15 protein-coding genes and 3 pseudogenes are annotated in these 16,603 nt (G+C 33.9%); 3 read left to right on the forward strand and 15 right to left on the reverse strand.

What is annotated here, in order from left to right:
• Positions 1-28: 28 nt before the first annotated feature.
• Together BVG17_RS06605 and BVG17_RS06610 are read left to right on the forward strand one after the other, a co-directional pair.
• Positions 29-3,685, forward strand: a complete 3,657-nt coding sequence (locus BVG17_RS06605; RefSeq protein WP_177429433.1) for a collagen-like protein — start codon at positions 29-31, stop codon at positions 3,683-3,685.
• A 4-nt stretch (positions 3,686-3,689) separates the two neighbouring features.
• Positions 3,690-4,925, forward strand: a complete 1,236-nt coding sequence (locus BVG17_RS06610) for a hypothetical protein (protein WP_241654190.1) — start codon at positions 3,690-3,692, stop codon at positions 4,923-4,925.
• Positions 4,926-5,253: 328 nt separating this feature from the next.
• On the opposite strand, the gene BVG17_RS06615 is transcribed toward BVG17_RS06610, so the two are convergent.
• Together BVG17_RS06615 and BVG17_RS10390 are read right to left on the reverse strand one after the other, a co-directional pair.
• Positions 5,254-6,498 carry a WD_0033/WD_0034 family tandem repeat-containing protein gene (locus tag BVG17_RS06615; protein ID WP_084241020.1) on the reverse strand — a complete coding sequence of 415 codons (1,245 nt, stop codon included), beginning with the start codon at positions 6,496-6,498 and terminating at the stop codon, positions 5,254-5,256.
• Between the two features lie 67 nt (positions 6,499-6,565).
• Positions 6,566-6,667, reverse strand: a pseudogene (locus tag BVG17_RS10390) (zinc ribbon domain-containing protein); the annotation flags it as partial.
• Between the two features lie 66 nt (positions 6,668-6,733).
• On the opposite strand from BVG17_RS10390, the pseudogene BVG17_RS06625 reads away from it, so the two are divergent.
• Positions 6,734-7,578: pseudogene (locus BVG17_RS06625) on the forward strand (IS630 family transposase).
• Positions 7,579-7,926: 348 nt separating this feature from the next.
• Here BVG17_RS06625 and BVG17_RS06630 read toward each other — a convergent pair.
• The 13 genes and pseudogenes from BVG17_RS06630 to BVG17_RS06690 form a co-directional block, all read right to left on the reverse strand.
• Positions 7,927-9,411 carry a recombinase family protein gene (locus tag BVG17_RS06630; protein ID WP_143688883.1) on the reverse strand — a complete coding sequence of 495 codons (1,485 nt, stop codon included), beginning with the start codon at positions 9,409-9,411 and terminating at the stop codon, positions 7,927-7,929.
• Between the two features lie 9 nt (positions 9,412-9,420).
• The gene (locus BVG17_RS06635) at positions 9,421-9,852 is read right to left on the reverse strand and encodes a DUF2924 domain-containing protein (RefSeq protein WP_143688706.1); all 432 of its coding nucleotides are present in this window, start codon (positions 9,850-9,852) and stop codon (positions 9,421-9,423) included.
• A gap of 5 nt (positions 9,853-9,857) precedes the next feature.
• A complete protein-coding gene (locus BVG17_RS06640) occupies positions 9,858-10,331 on the reverse strand; it encodes an ankyrin repeat domain-containing protein (RefSeq protein WP_143688707.1) in 474 nt (157 codons plus the stop codon).
• A gap of 38 nt (positions 10,332-10,369) precedes the next feature.
• On the reverse strand, positions 10,370-11,098 hold the full coding sequence (locus BVG17_RS06645) for an ankyrin repeat domain-containing protein (RefSeq protein ID WP_143688708.1): 729 nt from the start codon (positions 11,096-11,098) through the stop codon (positions 10,370-10,372).
• A 167-nt stretch (positions 11,099-11,265) separates the two neighbouring features.
• Entirely contained in the window at positions 11,266-12,432 is a 1,167-nt protein-coding gene (locus tag BVG17_RS06650) for a phage tail protein (RefSeq protein WP_143688709.1), read from the reverse strand.
• 277 nt (positions 12,433-12,709) lie between these two features.
• Positions 12,710-13,510, reverse strand: coding sequence for a baseplate assembly protein (locus BVG17_RS06655; protein WP_143688710.1), 801 nt, complete (start codon positions 13,508-13,510; stop codon positions 12,710-12,712).
• 2 nt (positions 13,511-13,512) lie between these two features.
• Positions 13,513-13,848, reverse strand: a complete 336-nt coding sequence (locus tag BVG17_RS06660) for a GPW/gp25 family protein (protein WP_143688711.1) — start codon at positions 13,846-13,848, stop codon at positions 13,513-13,515.
• 22 nt (positions 13,849-13,870) lie between these two features.
• Positions 13,871-14,125, reverse strand: a complete 255-nt coding sequence (locus tag BVG17_RS06665) for a PAAR domain-containing protein (RefSeq protein ID WP_143688712.1) — start codon at positions 14,123-14,125, stop codon at positions 13,871-13,873.
• Position 14,126: 1 nt separating this feature from the next.
• Positions 14,127-14,547: pseudogene (locus BVG17_RS06670) on the reverse strand (phage baseplate assembly protein V).
• Complete coding sequence (locus BVG17_RS06675; RefSeq protein WP_143688713.1) at positions 14,534-15,007, reverse strand: hypothetical protein; 474 nt, start codon at positions 15,005-15,007, stop codon at positions 14,534-14,536. The pseudogene BVG17_RS06670 and the gene BVG17_RS06675 overlap by 14 nt, the downstream one beginning before the upstream one ends.
• Positions 15,004-15,516: a phage tail protein gene (locus BVG17_RS06680; RefSeq protein WP_143688714.1), complete on the reverse strand. Its 513-nt coding sequence runs from the start codon at positions 15,514-15,516 to the stop codon at positions 15,004-15,006. The genes BVG17_RS06675 and BVG17_RS06680 overlap by 4 nt, the downstream gene beginning before the upstream one ends.
• A complete protein-coding gene (locus tag BVG17_RS06685; RefSeq protein WP_143688715.1) occupies positions 15,509-15,823 on the reverse strand; it encodes a head-tail joining protein in 315 nt (104 codons plus the stop codon). Before BVG17_RS06685 ends, BVG17_RS06680 begins: the two co-directional genes overlap by 8 nt.
• Positions 15,824-15,961: 138 nt before the next feature.
• A partial coding sequence (locus BVG17_RS06690; RefSeq protein ID WP_158621803.1) for a helix-turn-helix domain-containing protein occupies positions 15,962-16,603 on the reverse strand: 642 nt, incomplete at its 5' end.

Consider the following 16,603-nt stretch of genomic DNA (forward strand, 5'->3'; position numbering starts at 1 on the left):
TGTAGATATAAAAATAAGGGGGATGAAGATGCGTTTTAATTTAGAGCCGGGAGGTGCTTTTTGTGATGGTAAAAATAAGCTTGTAACTGTCAAAATAAATGATGAAGAAAAGATTAATTTACCTTATACGTCATATATCTTTGATAAACATCACCATTTTATCATCTCTAATTTCAAGATGAACCCTACGAACAGTATACTAACTAATTTTTATCAACAAGAGCTATACTTAAAGCTAGAAAAAGTAGAAAGTGATTATAAGTTGGTTCTAGTTAATAATGAAGATCAATATTATTATTATGTTTACTATAATGATACAAATATTGTCAAAATAGCTACTTTTAATTCTATACCTAGCAATTTCATAAAATATCAAGGTCAGGATTATATTCTCTCTTATGATGGAGAGTGTTCAGTCAATTTTGTACCGCTAATAAATAGTAGGGTTCTAGTAGATCCAAAAGATATAATGAGTAATCAAGACATAGATTTTGTCTTAAAAGAGCTTGAAAAGCTGCCTGATAAGAGACTTAGAATAGGCGTTGGAAAGAATTTTTTAAGGGGACCAGAAGAAGTGCTATCAAGTACTTATAAAAGTGCTGAAATATATGGTATACGTGGTAATAAGATTGGGATATTGAATAATATTGCTACTAGCTTTAGTAATAAAAAATTAGAGCTATTCTCTGGAAATGTTTCTATCGATACTATAGATCAATTTGGTGCGAATCTTAGTCTTAAAAAGACTAATCCTCGTTTTAGAATAAAAAGATTGAATAATGACAATTATGTAGGATGCATGTTAAGTAAGTATGGTAAATGTGAGAGATTTTATGCTCTGACACCTGAGAGCTTTGAGCAAGAAGAATATGCTTATACAGATTATGATGATGATGAGGAGGAGTTTGACCAGCAGAATCAATATTTATACGCTTATTACTACTATTTACATGATCTGGAGGTTGCTGTGAATAATAAAAAATTAGAACAAAGAATTGAAGAATTAGAAACAATAGTTAAAAGTTTAAATAATAGAATAGCATTAGTACCCGGTTTAAAAGGTGAGCCAGGTGAAAGTGGTATGCGAGGTCTTCCAGGTCTGAAGGGTGAACGTGGAATAATGGGTCACCCAGGTGAAATAGGTGAGCCCGGACCTATTGGTTCTCCAGGTCTTGATGGTATTCCTGGTAAACCGGGAACTCCTGGGCAAAAAGGAGATAAGGGGGATACCCCAAATGCTCAAGAAATTGCAACTGAATTAGTTACTAGTAAAAAAGCTGAGTTAGTGGAAGCAGTTCTTAATACAAAGGGTATCATAGGTAAAAATCTTGCAACTCAGATTGCCGATAAGATTAATATCCACTCGCAGGAATTTGTGAATAAAATTGATGCAGTAAAATTTACTGAAGGAGTAGTAAATAAACTTTCTTTAGAGGAAGCAAAAAACATTGTAAAAGATACTGTGAGTAAGGTAACAAGTGATGCCACAAAGAAAAATAATCCAGACTCTATGGCCTTCAATAAATATGAAAATTTTGCAGAAAAGCTTGCTGAACTACTTGTTCGTAGAAGTAGTATGAGCGAGAAAGAAGCTCAAACTCTTGTAAAAGATAAGGTAAGTAATTGGGGACTTGCTAAGTATCTTCTGATTCATAGTGATTTAAATGAGCAAATAAAAGCTCTAGAAATGGTGAAGAAAGAAATAAACGAGGAAAAATTAATTCAGTCCTTGCTTGATTATGCTCAATTAAAAGGCAATGCAAGCGCAACAAAAACAATAATTGAAAATATTGTTCATCAGTTCCTTGACACTAAAAAAGTAGGTGAACTAGGAAGAGCAGTACTAGAAGCAAAAGATAATCAAGGTAAAAAGATCTTAGTTAATGATCTGGCCTTACAAAAAGGAGTAGCGGAAGAGTTGAGAAAAAATCCTGGACAAACGAAAGGAGATACTGGAATACCAGGCACACCTGGACTAAAGGGTGATAAAGGTGTGCAAGGTGAAAGTGGAACGAAGGGGCCAAGGGGTTGGAAAGGTGAGCCTGGTTCTAAAGGTCTAAAAGGTGAGAGAGGAGATATTGGTCCTAAAGGATCAGATGGGTTGCCAGGTTCGAAAGGAGACTTAGGTCCTAAAGGAGATATTGGAGCTCCAGGTGTACCTGGTCTTAAAGGTGATCAAGGAAATATTGGTTTCAAAGGAGATACTGGCTCTAAAGGTGATAAAGGTAGAGATACAAGTCCTGAAGAAGTTGCACAAAAATTAATTAATAATGGAACTATTGCTAATCAGGTGCTTGAATACCTTGACCAAGGCGGAGATTTAGTATTAGAGAAGCAAGTTGCAGGAAGAATCATTAGTAATCAAGATATTCAAACAGGAATAGCTATTGCATTAGCTGATAACAGAATGGAAGAGCTAGCAGATGTGTTACTACGTGGTGCTAATCATACATTAGTAGAAAAACTTGCAAATAATACCGAGCTAACACAAAGCATTTCAGAAGAACTAAGGAAAAATCCAGGAGAAGTCCAAGGTCCAAAAGGGGGAAAAGGAGATATAGGTCCTAAAGGATTAGACGGAGCTATGGGAATAAGAGGTGATAGGGGTGAGAAAGGAGAGATAGGTTCTAAAGGTGAGAAAGGAGATCCAGGTGCGAATGGATTGCAAGGTCCAAAAGGATCAGATGGGTTGCCAGGACCTAAGGGAGAGATAGGTTTGCAAGGACCTAAAGGTCAGGTTGGTAGATCTGGTCTTAAGGGTAGTAAAGGAGATACTGGTCTAACGGGAATACCAGGCCCCAAGGGAGAAGATGGAATAGGTGCTGCATTAGCTGATAAGTTTTTGTATGAGATAAAAAAAGTAAAGAATGAAACTCTGAATGCTAAAGATGCAGCAGAGGTAGCCAAAAATGCTTCAGAAAGTTTTGCTAAAGAAGCTAAAAATGCTAATAATAACATTATAGAACTACACAATAAAACAGAAAACTTCACAAAGAAAGCTGAAGTTTTCTGCAATGCTAGCAAAAAATCTGCAAGTGATGCATCTGTCTCAGAATCTAATACTCAAACTTTTTATAGTCAAACACAAAAGATGTTCTGTGTAATACAGCCTGATGATAAAAGTTGTGTTATAGAGAAAAGAAATAAGAGGGAAATGATAAACTCACCAGTGACAAGCGGAGCAAGCAGACCAACTTCATTTATATCTCAAGTAATAAATTTCTTTTACCCTGCGGCAGGACAGGATGAATATAAAATAAAAAATGAAATACAGGAAGTGGCAAAAATAATAGATGCAGCAGATATTGTAACAAAATTTGAAGAAGTATTAGGAGCAACAGCTGTGAAATGTGGCATTTCAAAGAAAAGTCTAAATTTTGATCCAGTGGAACTGCAGTCAACCATTATCAATAAGTCATTACTTAATGATGAAAATCATAACGAGTTGTTGAAGTTCTTATGTGTAGCTGCGAGAAAATCATTACCTGATTACAAACAAACTAGTAAATGTTTGGCTACTTTCAAAGATCATATGGAAAAAAGATTAAATGAGCAGCAAAGAGCTTTCGTTAATACTGAAAAAATAGTGGCAGATAATGAGCAGCCAAGGAGTTTTATGAGTTATGTCTCTCCTCCTAGTAGCCTAAGTGCCATTAATCAGCAAGTTGTTGGTTATTTAAGGTAATATCATGGAAAAACATATATTTAAAATAGAGGATAAAAATCCGCTCTATAAAAAATTGATTAAACTTCCTGCTGAATATTATATATTAAACAAAAATAGTAAGGTTATCCATTCACATATTGGTCCAATTAAAGTAGAGAATATTAATGGTTTAAAGTTAAGGAAGCAGGGAGATAAAATATCTTTATATGAAGGAAACTTACCCCTGCAAGCAGAAAGATCTGATGAAAGTGGAAACTCTATTAAAGAGGATCTTATTGTAGAACAAGAAGCTATAATAAGTACAAATAGAAACTATATTATAGAAAAGCTTGAATCAAAACCTATCTTGATTTCGCTTTACAACATAAAAGATAGTCCTGACTTTGGCCTCAAATTGTCTGGTAGAGATATAACTGGAGTACTCAATTTTATCAATTTTAACGATGAAAATGACCCAGTACTAGAAAAGATTAAAGAAGAAAAAAGTGGACTTTATTTTACAATAGAAGGTGATTATATCTATATATCAGATGAAGAAGGAAAATGTCTTCCAGTATGTGAAGATGGTAGTTGCTATAAGTATCAATACACAAAAAATGAACATGATATATTAGAAATCAGTGAGGTATCAACAATAATAAAAAACTTAACTAAGACTAAGGAGTGTAGTATATTAGAAACAACAGAAAGTTCAATTAAGGCCGGACAGAGTTTGACTTTTCAGCAAGAAGAGAAGTTATCGGAGTATGATATGTATGAAGTAGAAAATGGTGAGTGTATATCTACTTTACCGAAAATTGTCTATCATATGTTTAACAATGAGTTTCTCATACATAACTATACTACAAAAGAAAAAGAGGTAGAAATTCCTAGAGATTTTCATTACCTTAAAGTTGTTCAGTCCAGTAGTAATGATGATTATCAATTAACATTTTGTAATTTCTTAGGTAATGAGTTTTTTGAACATAAAAAGTATGATCCACAATACTCAAACGTTTCAGATGAATATAAGTATATAAGTTTAAACTGTATGAGAAAGGAATATAAACCAAATTTTTGCAAGTTGCTTAATCATAAGCCATCGTTTTTTATCACAGAAGGGACTGCTAATTCAAATTGTCCATGTCACTATTCAGCTGATATATATGAATTAACAAGTAGTGGAAAAGGTAGGAAAATGGCTACATTAATTGACCAATCTTACTCTTTAAACGAGGATTGTGATTGCTATACAAACGTAGAAGTATTGCTCTCATAAAATTCGAATTCTGGATTAGATTTCAGATAAATTATTGAAAATTTTGACTTTTTTAACTAAGTATGGTCAAACTCAAAAATAGTAGTTATAGAACTTTTTACAATAGTCCCAACAGATCATCATGCGCTACTGGCTATATATAGCCATCAACATATGTCTTATCGCATTCGGACTATTATAAGAAAGGTTATAACTTCTGAAACCTAAATTATGTATTAATAATTAAAAAGAGATCGATAACTTATAATTACGAAATTTAAGATAGAAAAATTAATGGGCACTTTTTAAATTCGATCATACTTAGCTAAAAATCAAGATTTTCAATAACTTACCTCAAATCTAATCCATAATTTGGGTTTGAAGAATGGATAGTAGGACGCTCTACTTTTTCAAGCCTGGTATTAGGTTCTAAATTACTGCACAATGCAAAACTTACACAAGCTAACCCAGCAATTCCAATAACTATCCCTAGTATATGTATTTCCATAATATAAAACACAATACCACTTACTAATAACACTGCACCAATAACTCCAGCTAAAATGGGTTGATTTGATGATTTTTTATCTTTGGTAATGCTAGATCTAATATGAAAATATGGTTCAGCTTGAAATGACCTATTTGGCTCTTGCATATTAGTTTGCGTAAAAGTATTTTGGTCTTTCTTATTGATTTTACAGATGGGTTGATTTGTATGACGATTTTCTCTGTGCCACTCAGTGTTATTTTCTGCATCTTTCTCAAATATATTAACGATTTCTTCTTGCTCATCAGTAATAAAATTTAAAGAATTTTCTTCGTCTTTGTTTTCCTCTTTTACACTGGTTTCACATGTGAGCTTAGGATCTTTGCTTCCTGTTGAAATATTTTGGGTTTCTCCACTATTTGAAAACATAGGTTTGTGTATTTCAAGATTTCTACAGTCTTTATTGATACCCTCACATCTAGTTTCAACATTACTACTTGCAGCTTCAACTTCTATATTCATAATTTCCTCAAACTCCTTCAGAATCAGTGCACTTTCTTTGCAATTGTGTTTATTAGCATAGTCAAGTAGTGTATGGCTTATCTCTTTACCTTCTGCTTTCTTTACTTTCACTTTTTGGTTGAGAATTTCTTTTAAAATACCATTCTTTTTAGAAGCTTCTAGAACTGCTCTAATAGCTTTACTATCTTCCTCTAATATGCAGGATACCAGTGCTGTGTAAGTTATTGTTAGACCATTTAGCAATTTTTGGGTCAATTCCTCACTGAGAACATCCTGTAAGATTCCTTGATTTATTGCTTCTTGTAAAAGCTCCTCAAAAGCTTGATTATTTTTATAGAACACAGAGTGGCACAGTAGCGTCACAGTCCCTTCCTTTTTCTCACCCTTGTAAATTATTTTTTTTGTAAGAAGTTTCTGCGTGTTGTAATTAGATTTATTAAATTTTCCACTAATATTTTCACCGTTTTCTATCTTCTTTAACAGCTTGAAAAGCTTTTTTTTATCTTCATTGGTAAAATTATCCTGATCACCTGCCAGCTCATAGATTACATTTTTTGCGTTCTTAATCTTTTTAAACTTTGGCATTACTTTCCTTGCTCTACAATATTTAATTTTATAAATTAGTTATATTAACAACTTATTAATTGTTCAATTAGGTTGCTAATCCATAAAATTTCTCCACTTGCTCACTCCACAGCATCGGTATTTCTCTCAAATCAACTAATTTCAAATCTCTTGGCTGTCTCCCATTTATAGCTCTTTTCATAATAGTCCAAACGAGGTAAAATAAGGTTTTATAGTAGTGAAGGTGAAGGTAAGTATGCCAGCAACATATAGTTATGATTTAAGAAAAAAAGCAATGGAAGCACTAGAAGAAGGAGAAAGCAGAGAAACAGTGGCAGCAAGATTTAAAATTGGAAGAACTACGTTATGGGAGTGGCAGCAAAGAAGAAAAGAAACAGGAGATTTTCAGTCAAAAAAACTTGGAAATGGAGGTTATAATCACAAAATTACTGACTGGAATAAATTTACTGAATTTGCTAAAAAATATGGTGGAAAAACTCTATCGGAAATGGCTAAGCTTTGGAGCAATGTTAGTATCCCAACGATTCATCGAGCTCTTAAAAAAATTGACGCAAAAAAAGACATATGGATACAAAGAAAGAAACGAAGAAAAACGCGCTGAATTTTTGAAAATTATAGCAACAAAAGAACCTCAAAACTTAGTGTATATAGATGAGTCTGGCATTGATAACACCGAGTTATGGATATTGCAAGAAGGGACAGCGGTTTTATGCTCTAAAATCTGGTAAAAAAATTCAACGAATCAGTATGATTGCAGCCTTAAACGGCAGAAAAATAGTTGTTCCGTTAACATTTGAAGGCCACTGTAATATGGATATCTTTAATAAATGGTTTGAGCAGTTTCTGACACCGATTTTGAAACCTGGACAAACTGTTATCCTTGATAATGCTACTTTTCATAAGTCTAATAAGATTACTGAATTTGCCAAAGGAGTTGGCGCAGAAATTTTATATTTACCGCCTTATTCTCCTGATTTTAACAAAATTGAGCATCATTGGTTTGCTATAAAAAACAGAGCTACGAAAAACATCCCTCTATTCACATCTTTTCGTCATGCTGTTGATTCCGCTTTTCTATAAGCTTTTCGGACTATTATGAAAAGAGCTATACTTCCTGGAGTTGTGTGCTGAAGTTTAGAGTATTGCCTTTTTTGATGTTTAAAGAATTTTCCTCTAAATCTACTATTAAAATATGCAGCTAAAATTGGATACATTTTCTATCACTGTTGCATCCGATATGTTAAAACATTCATCATTTATATTGATATTTTTCGCATAATTGATTCTGTAACATTGACTTACTTTTCTATATCAATCTCAATATCTTTTGGCATGGCTCTTTGTAGCAGCTTCTTTTGCAATAACCTTTTTTAATTTTCTGGCACATACTTTTTTCGATGTTTTTTCATATTGTTGTTTTTATAAACGTTACGACGCTAATCCATAAAATTTCTTCAATTGCTCACTCCACAGCATCGGTATTTCTCTTAAATCAGCTAATTTCAAACCCCTTGGATGTCTCCCATTTACTATGTCTTCTTTAATCTTTGGTGCTAAATAATTTAACCTTAAAATTTGCTGTATACGTCTTGTACCTATATTAATTTTGGCACTCAGCTCTTTAACACTTCTATACTTTCCCTCTTCTAGTTGCCGTTTCCAGGAATGGGCTCTTACCACTGCTTTGAGTAACGCATTGTTTGTTTTACCTTCTGGCTCAATTACTGTGCATTTATTTCCCTTCTTCTTTATTGCTATAAATTCCACCTTATTCTCTAAACACACTTCTATTTCATCTTCTTTTACCATCACTCCCTTTATTAATTTCTTCACTACTTCTTTCTGCTTTCCAAAGCTTAAATTCCTCCACTCTTCCGCTTTTTTTCCCCATTTTTCATATAGCTGTTCAGCTTTCTTCATCACTTCTTTTTCTACTTCTCCTGCTACTATATTTCGACTCATTGATGCACACCCTTTTCCTCCTAAACGATTATTACATATATAATATCGGTACCTTTTATTTTCCTTTTTTGCATAGGTCAGCGTCATGTTTACTTCACAGCTCTTGCACTTAATTATTCCCTTAAGTAGCGCTTCCTCATATTTTGCTTTTCTATATGGCTGATTCTTTATTAATTCTTGTGCTTTTTTCCACCTTTCCTCTTCTATTATTGCTTCATGTTTTCCTTCATACTCTTTCTCATAATGCCGTATTTTTCCCATATATATTGGATTTGTTATTATTCTCCTTACCGTCGCTTTTTTAAAGATATCTGATTTTGTCCGGTATCCTTGACTATTTAACTCCCTTGCCAGTTCTGCCATTGATTTTAGCTCCAAATATCTTTCAAATATGTGCCCTACTATTTTCGCTTCTTTTTCATTTATTATTAATTCTTTATCTTTTACATCATATCCAAGCGGCAAAGTTCCCCCCATCCACAATCCCTGCTCCTTTGATGTTGCTATTTTATTTTTTACCCTTTCTACGATCATTTCTCTTTCTAGTTGTGCTGCTCCTGACAATACCGTTTGTACAAATTTTCCCATTGGCGTATTATTATCAAATATCTGCGTTACTGCTACAAAATTTACTCGGTGCCTTCTAAAAAATGATGTTACTTCGATGCTATCTTTTGTTTCTCTTGATAGTCTGTCTAGTGTGTACACTACTACACAATCTACCTCTCCTTTTTTTACATCTTTAAACAATTCCTTTATTGCTGGTCTTTCTAAATTCTTTCCTGAGAAACCTCCATCATCGTACCTTTTGGCCAATGCTACCCAGCCTTCTTTGCTCTTTATGTACTTTTCACATGCTACTCGCTGCGCATCAAGGCTATTAAACTTTTGCTCTAGACCATCTTCATTTGACTTCCTAGTATATATCGCACATCTTACCTCTTTTAGCATTCTCTCTCCTCAATTTCCACTTTTATCACGCATTCCAAATAATAAAGGTCCGTTGTAACTCATTCCCATTATTTTTCCTGCTACTCCTGACAATGATGTATAAAACTCTTCTTTGTAGATTAAACCCTTATCTGTTACCATTACCGCATGCGTCTCTTCTCCTCTCTCTAGTATCAACTCTGTTCCTGCTACTGGTAATTTGTCACTACTTATTCTTTTTCCCTTCTCTAGCCGCTCTGCCAGATACTCTAGTCTTTTTGTCCCCTTTCTTGACATTTCTCCATATGCTTTTTCCTGCATTCTATAAGCTAATCTCGGTATCAGATATTTCTTTGAATGTTTAGGTGCCTCTTCCCCAAATACCTTCTTCCACGTTTTTCTCAGCTCATCCAAAGGTTTTCTCTCTAAATTCATTACTTTCTTTTCTGTTTCTTCCTCCATATTTTCTATCCTCTCATAAATAACTTTTCAATTCTGTCTGTTTCTTTCTTTAATACCTCGGCTATTTCTTCACTATTTTTTGCATAATCCATTGCTGTCATTCCAAATTTATCTGCTTGCTCTATTTCTCCTCCAGCTTTCACTAGCTCCTCCACTATTTCTTTTTCACCTACCATACATGCAAGGTGCAGCGGCGTGCATTTATTTCCATATTCTTCCGCATTTACATTCCCTCCTGACTTTATCAATTCTCTCACGGTTTCTAGGCGTTTCTCTGTTACTGCTAGATGCAGTGCTGTATATCCTCTTGCATCTGCTGCATTCACATTCACTCCTTTTTCAACTAATAACCTCACTGTTTTTGCGTCTACTGCATAATGCAGAACTGTTCTTTCATTCTCGTCTCTTTCATAAATATTTTCATATGAGTTCTCTAATAATTCTTTTGCTGATTTATTAAATTTGCCAAGCTTTAACATAATCCACCTCACCTTTTCTTTAAATTTAAATCCCTCTTTTAAACCTTCCTTTTCGCTACCTCATCTATCATTTCGTTCACTTGGCTCATTATCTTGCTTGCTAAATTTTTACATTCTTCCTTTATTAACGATTTGTCTCTCTTCCTTATTTCTTCTATCTCTATTATTTTTAACTCTGGTAAATAACTCCCATTCAACATGTCTGCTATTTCTCCCACTATCCTCTCTATTCCATAGCAGGTCAGTTCTCTACTTTTTGTTACTCCACCTTTTTCTCTCAAAAATTTACTTGCCTTTTCACTCTCTTTGCTATCACATAGACGATACTTTTCACTTTCCCAGATGTAATACATTGGCGTTGCGCCGTACTTATTCAGTTGATTAACTTCAGCTCCAGCCTTTACCAGCTCTTTTATTATTTCAACTCCTGCTCCTCCTATTTTGCACGCAGAGTGGAGTGGCGTACATCCACTGACATATTGAGTGGCATTTACTTCTGCTCCTTCCCTTAGCAGCACTTTTACATTTTCTAAGCTTTTCGCAAATACTGCACAGTGTAGTGATGTATAACCATTTTTATCTCTTGCATTTACCTCTGCCCCTTTTTTTATTAATAACCTCACTGTTTTGTAATCAGAGATTTCTACTGCTTGGTGCAAGATCGTCTCTCCTTCTTCATTTCTTTTATTAATGTTTTTAAACCCGTTACTTGATACTTCTTTAAAAAACTTACTAAAAGATTCTCTCTTTTCTTCGCTAAACTTCATACTTACCTCACAAAATTAGCTTTTCTAGCGCCAGACAAATTTCTTATATTTACCTGCTGCTATTCAAGTCATGTCCTTTTTAGCATGAGAAAGCAAGTCTTTTTCTTTTTATTTCATACATTTTTACCTATTATTAATATAATATATGAGTATCTAAATATAAGTACTTAACTTATTAGAGATATTATTCGACTATCTTTCCAACTTCTGTGCAAATGTCGATGTTCATGCCACTTCAGTACTCCCGGGTAAAATACTAAAATGTGCTTTTCTAATTCGTGTATTGAGTCTTTTTGCTCTGAATCTGAGTCATTTTTATAGTAAACGTTGTGTTCTGCTAAAATATATTTTCTGACCTTCTGATCTGTATAATTTTCTACTTTGTAACGATGGATAATGCTGAATCTTTCTAAAATTGGCTTGTGTTTTAAATTCCAATGTTGCTCAGATAGTTTATCGTTTCCCAATACAAATTTATTTCCTTTTTCTTCTACGCTACTTACTGGAAAGCACCCATTTATTTCTCCTAATTTCCAGCTATCTGACAGTACAATCTGTGCTTTGGCAAACTTTATTTCTGGTAATAAGCTCTGTGATAGAGGATATAGTGCTTTTAAGTTGTACCACTGATGACTTCTTTCATAAATGCCTTTGTAATCCTTTGTATGAGCCTCTGTTTCTCCAAGTACTGCTACATCTAATCGATATATGTCATTACTAAATGTTTGTTCATAATGCTCTCTTAAATAGTTGTCTACAATCTCTACTAACGGACCTCTAGAACTGAAAAAATTTATTCTTCCAAACGATAACACTGGCCCATTTTTTTCAACTTTTATACCAGAGTAGTCTGATAACAAACTTCCAAATAAACTTTCATCTAATATAAACCTATCAACGTTGTAATAATCGTTAAAAATCCTCATTAGCCTTGATCTTGCTGGTAGTGATAGTTTTGCAAGTTCTACTACTGCATCTACAAAAAAGTTATTTGGAACATCTCTTATTCCTATTTGCAACTCGAAAAAATGTTTACCAGGTGGTTCTTCGATAATTTTAATATCTTCTATATTTGCCCATTTTAGTGCTATTTTGAGTGATGCTGGTGTTCCTCTCAGTCTTTGAAATTTTACTCCTTCTATTACGGCTTTTCTTCTATCTTTTACCCAACGTAGTATCTCTTCTAAACCATATTCTTCTATTATCCAAGGCAATGTTTCTTCTTTAAGATTAAACTTAAATCCTTTGATACAGCTTGGATCAACCTTATAATCTATTGCATCAACCAGTGCTTGCTCTTGCTTTGTTGCGTTTGGCGGTAATAAATTTTTCATTTGTCTTTTCTTTCAAGTTGCTTTAATTTCCTTTATTTAGGTAGCTTATGAGTAACCAAGAGATCGTTGCAGAAAAATAAAGATGTTCTTAATATCGAAAACACTTTCCATAATAGATGTTAATGTCAGAGGGTTAATTTGACCATATTATCCATACTTTAAAAAACAAGTTACAACTTCTGGAAGAAAATCAATACTTTCTTCTTCCTAACATTGGATCCAGTAAACCACTTATTGCACGCAATCCCCTCACTGGCACAAAACAAAAAAATACGTTTTAAATCCTATCTAACTTGACATGGCCAAGCACTGCACACTCATTCCCCAATACTACAACATCCTCTTTTGGCTCGATTAATTCTACGTTTTCTACACCATCTACAAATAAATTGGCTATTATCCATGATCTTGTAACATTCCATCCCAGCCTTCTATTTGCTTCAAACTTCTCAATAAACTGCTTCTTGATTTCCTCCTTCGATATTACAGGACTTATGCTCATTCTGCTGTGAATATCTATTTCCGTAATATTGCAACCAATTACTGTTATCGTATCTGTTAAAACCCTTATATCATCTCTAGTAACCTGCTTTTTTACAATTTCTAGTAGCTCTTCTGACACCATGCCAGTTGTGGATAATTGTGTTGATAAGATTGAAATTTGTACTTTTCCTGGTATAGGTGATTCTACTAGTGCATCTTTTACTCTACTATCTGCTGACAGTGCATGATATTTATAATATTCCTTACTTCCTCCTGTTGACCAACCTGCTATTTTTGCTTTTACCCTCTTTCTAAATCTTTCATCCTCTTCTTCTTTTTCTCTCTCTACTCCATAAAATTCAGCCAAATTATCAAGATCTTCTCCCCTTGCAAATTTCAGTAAATTACTCTTTACTGCTTCGTTCATCCTTTGTCTGAGCAAAAGTTCTCGCCAGGCTGCTACCTCCAGAATCTTTATCGCTGGATCGGATTCTACTAACGCTGAAAAGGTTTCATCTCTACGGACTAACTCTTCCTTCATTCTTGAAAATATTTCCTCATAGCTTAGTTTTTCAATAATATTAGATGTCTGCATTTCTAAACAACTATTCCACTAATACCTATGAATTTGCCTTCTGAAAGATACATACCTTCAAGTACAAGAGTCATTTTTCCTTCTTTAGCTTCAGCAATCTTTACTTTTTCTAACTTAAATCTCTTCTCAAATTTCCCCAGTGCTTCTGCTGTTGCTGCATAGATTTCCAAAGTTAAATCTCTACTGATTGGTTTATCCACTAATTCAAATAGCCTAGACCCATAATCCCTTCTCATGATTCTACTGTTAATAGGAGTGGTTAATATATCAATTATTGATTGTTTCAGATGTTCTATTCCTTCTAATTCTTTCCCTGTTTTAGCATCCATTCCTCTCATTTTTCGACTACTTTAATTTTTTTTATTTTGAAAACACACTTTGATTTTTACTTACTACTTGAAAACTACAGGACGCCACATCACCTGTTCTCGCTACACCAATACCATTTACAAATACGCTGTTTGATCCTTGTGTTAGTGTCTCTCCCATAGTTAATGTATCACTTCTACGACAGACAGATCTACCATTAATACGCACATCTTTACTCCCGCTTACGCAAACATGAATAGGTACTCCATTACAATTATCACCTGTACAAACTATAGCTCTTCTCATGTCAATTTAAATCTATTCTACTTCCTTTCAGTTTTATTCCACTTTTTGTCATTTCTATACTCGATTCCCCAGCTTTCAGTGTTATTTTATCTACTACTTCAATCTCTAAATGATGTTTATCTTTATCGTATGACAACTTTGTTCCATCTTGAAATGTTAAGCTACTCACCTCTTTTTTATTTTCTGGTGCAGAGTACTTTTGTTGATATATTCCAGGAAGTACTACTCCTAAAGATAATTCTCCCAGCGGGGAAAGTATAACTACTTGCTCATCAATATCTGGAGGAGACCAATCTCTATCTTTTCCTGCTTTGCTCGTTATCCATGGTAAATAATCTGTTAAAAATTCTCCTATTTTAACTCTTACTAACGTTTGCTAGCTTCCTATTCAGCTCTGAAATTGCAAAACTATGGTCTAACATAAACTTCACCTATCTCAATAACATGTGGCATTATGCCAGTTGACCATACTGATTTACCCGCATGCAACTCGTGCACCCAATCCACCATCCATACTAAATATGCATCGAGCTCTGGCCTAAATCCGTCAATTTCTGAAGAGATAAATTCTCCTGGTGAAACATTTTCCACGTTCCAAGTATTTTTATTTACTACCCTTGCTACTTCTGCTGCTAATGATCTGACAATAATAGGTGCATTTTCTATTGTGCTATCAACTACAATTCGTGCTTCAAACCTGGCTTTCAATGCTAATTCTTCAGTACCTGCATCTTTACCTGGTTCTAAACTTACTAGTTCTACAAACACCGCTGGCGCTACTAATTCTTTTCTTATTGCTGGATAAATTTCACATGTCTGTATAGCCGGTATTTCTTCCTTCAGTGTGCTGCAAATTGCTTGATGTAAATCTTTCAAATTCATCCTTTATAGCTCAATTCACGTTCAAAAAATTTTGTAAATACTTCCTCAACCTCATAATTAACAAGATTTCCTATTATCCTTGAAGCCTCAGGTTCTAGTGGCAACTTAATTTCCTTTATTGGCAGGGCTGTTCTTCCTTCACGCTTAAAAATACCGCTATTTCCTTTTGGCATAACTGCTGCAAATCCTCCTATAAACTCATGCTTTCCTACTTTCGATCCTCTTCTTGTTTTTTGTATTTTACCAATTGTCGATGCTCTAATGTCGTAGAGATTTGCTCTAATTAACACTTCTAATCTGCTTGTTTTTGCTTTAAAAATTCTTAATCTCTTTCTTATCAAACTTAATTTTATCTTCTTTTCCTCACTAATTTCTTTTGCTGTCTTCAATTTTAGCCATAGTGCCGTTTTGTTTAACGCTTTTATAGCTGCCAGTTTTATTTTCTGCTCTTTTCTTTCAACATTGGAGATTATTTCATTAATATTGTTACTAGTTTTTATATCAAACACTTTCTATTGCCTCAATTTTTAATATTTTACCTGAAGAATCTTTCAACGGTGGTTCAAAAATCTTGTAGAACCTTTTTTCAATCTTGATATAATCACCTATGCTAAAGGAAGTAACGTCCTGATCACGTATTTCTACAGCAATTTGCTGAGTTAATGCTCCATCTGCACCTAGAGAGTACGTAGTCTCAGGACGTTTTATTAGCACTTTTATTCTACGAATACCCTCCTTATTTCGATTACAATATATGGCTTCCACTCCTAGATGCTTAAAACAATCCTCCAATAATCGCTTAATATTCTCTTGCATATTTCTTTTTGATATACTAACCTTTACATGCTAAGAAAGCGCATACCGGTAGAGTCGTTCTGTGCCTCACCAACTTGTAATTACTCTGCCAGCATGTTATGCTATAGCGACTTTTACTGATCGTTCATATTGATGCTCCTATAAAAAATTTATGATGTTGAGTTTACCATTTTTAAAATCTATTAACATTCTAATAGTTTCTGATTTATCCTCAAATAAATATTTGCAATTAGCTTTACTAGTATCTTTTTGTATTTTAATTTTACCGTTATTAATTCTATCATAAAGCCAATGCCTAGAAACTTTAAGGATTTTTGCAACTTGCGAAATAGTAAGGTAGCCAGGTACTTCGATGGGAAGTGGATGATACTTTTTTTGAGAAATATTATTTTTTAATCGAATCCTTTCTACTGTACTTTTTAAAACAGTGTTCTTCTTGGGAGAGCGATATCCTTGTTTTTCCAGGTACTGAGCAATTTCTATATCTGTTTTGTCATCTTTGCTTAGCTTTACTATAAGTTGTTCCATTTCTGTTGCGTTGGTTAATTCACGAAAAGAATTCACTGAAATAGGAATCTGAAAAGTGGTAGTTTCTCCACCATGCCATACAATACGTATTTGTAAGCAATCACGTTTAATTCGGTGCGCTACTACCTTGTCAATTATGCAACGGAGAAAAGATTTTTGTTGTTGATGTGACAGAACTGGTTTATACCAAATTTCAGGTAATTTCCTACCTATATCTAGAAATACCTCTTTCAGTTCCTCAGATAATTGAGG

It is taken from the genome of Wolbachia endosymbiont of Laodelphax striatellus (genome assembly GCF_007115015.1).
Taxonomy (GTDB): Bacteria; Pseudomonadota; Alphaproteobacteria; order Rickettsiales; family Anaplasmataceae; genus Wolbachia.

What these genes read in the sequence shown, in the direction of transcription:
- BVG17_RS06685 (WP_143688715.1), bottom strand. Translation starts at nt 15,823, where the DNA reads ATGCAAGAGAATATTAAGCGATTATTGGAGGATTGTTTTAAGCATCTA.
- BVG17_RS06650 (WP_143688709.1), bottom strand. Translation starts at nt 12,432, where the DNA reads ATGAAAAATTTATTACCGCCAAACGCAACAAAGCAAGAGCAAGCACTG.
- BVG17_RS06640 (WP_143688707.1), bottom strand. Translation starts at nt 10,331, where the DNA reads ATGTTAAAGCTTGGCAAATTTAATAAATCAGCAAAAGAATTATTAGAG.
- BVG17_RS06615 (WP_084241020.1), bottom strand. Translation starts at nt 6,498, where the DNA reads ATGCCAAAGTTTAAAAAGATTAAGAACGCAAAAAATGTAATCTATGAG.
- BVG17_RS06675 (WP_143688713.1), bottom strand. Translation starts at nt 15,007, where the DNA reads ATGAATTTGAAAGATTTACATCAAGCAATTTGCAGCACACTGAAGGAA.
- BVG17_RS06605 (WP_177429433.1), top strand. Translation starts at nt 29, where the DNA reads ATGCGTTTTAATTTAGAGCCGGGAGGTGCTTTTTGTGATGGTAAAAAT.
- BVG17_RS06665 (WP_143688712.1), bottom strand. Translation starts at nt 14,125, where the DNA reads ATGAGAAGAGCTATAGTTTGTACAGGTGATAATTGTAATGGAGTACCT.
- BVG17_RS06660 (WP_143688711.1), bottom strand. Translation starts at nt 13,848, where the DNA reads ATGAGAGGAATGGATGCTAAAACAGGGAAAGAATTAGAAGGAATAGAA.
- BVG17_RS06655 (WP_143688710.1), bottom strand. Translation starts at nt 13,510, where the DNA reads ATGCAGACATCTAATATTATTGAAAAACTAAGCTATGAGGAAATATTT.
- BVG17_RS06610 (WP_241654190.1), top strand. Translation starts at nt 3,690, where the DNA reads ATGGAAAAACATATATTTAAAATAGAGGATAAAAATCCGCTCTATAAA.
- BVG17_RS06630 (WP_143688883.1), bottom strand. Translation starts at nt 9,411, where the DNA reads ATGCTAAAAGAGGTAAGATGTGCGATATATACTAGGAAGTCAAATGAA.
- BVG17_RS06645 (WP_143688708.1), bottom strand. Translation starts at nt 11,098, where the DNA reads ATGAAGTTTAGCGAAGAAAAGAGAGAATCTTTTAGTAAGTTTTTTAAA.
- BVG17_RS06635 (WP_143688706.1), bottom strand. Translation starts at nt 9,852, where the DNA reads ATGGAGGAAGAAACAGAAAAGAAAGTAATGAATTTAGAGAGAAAACCT.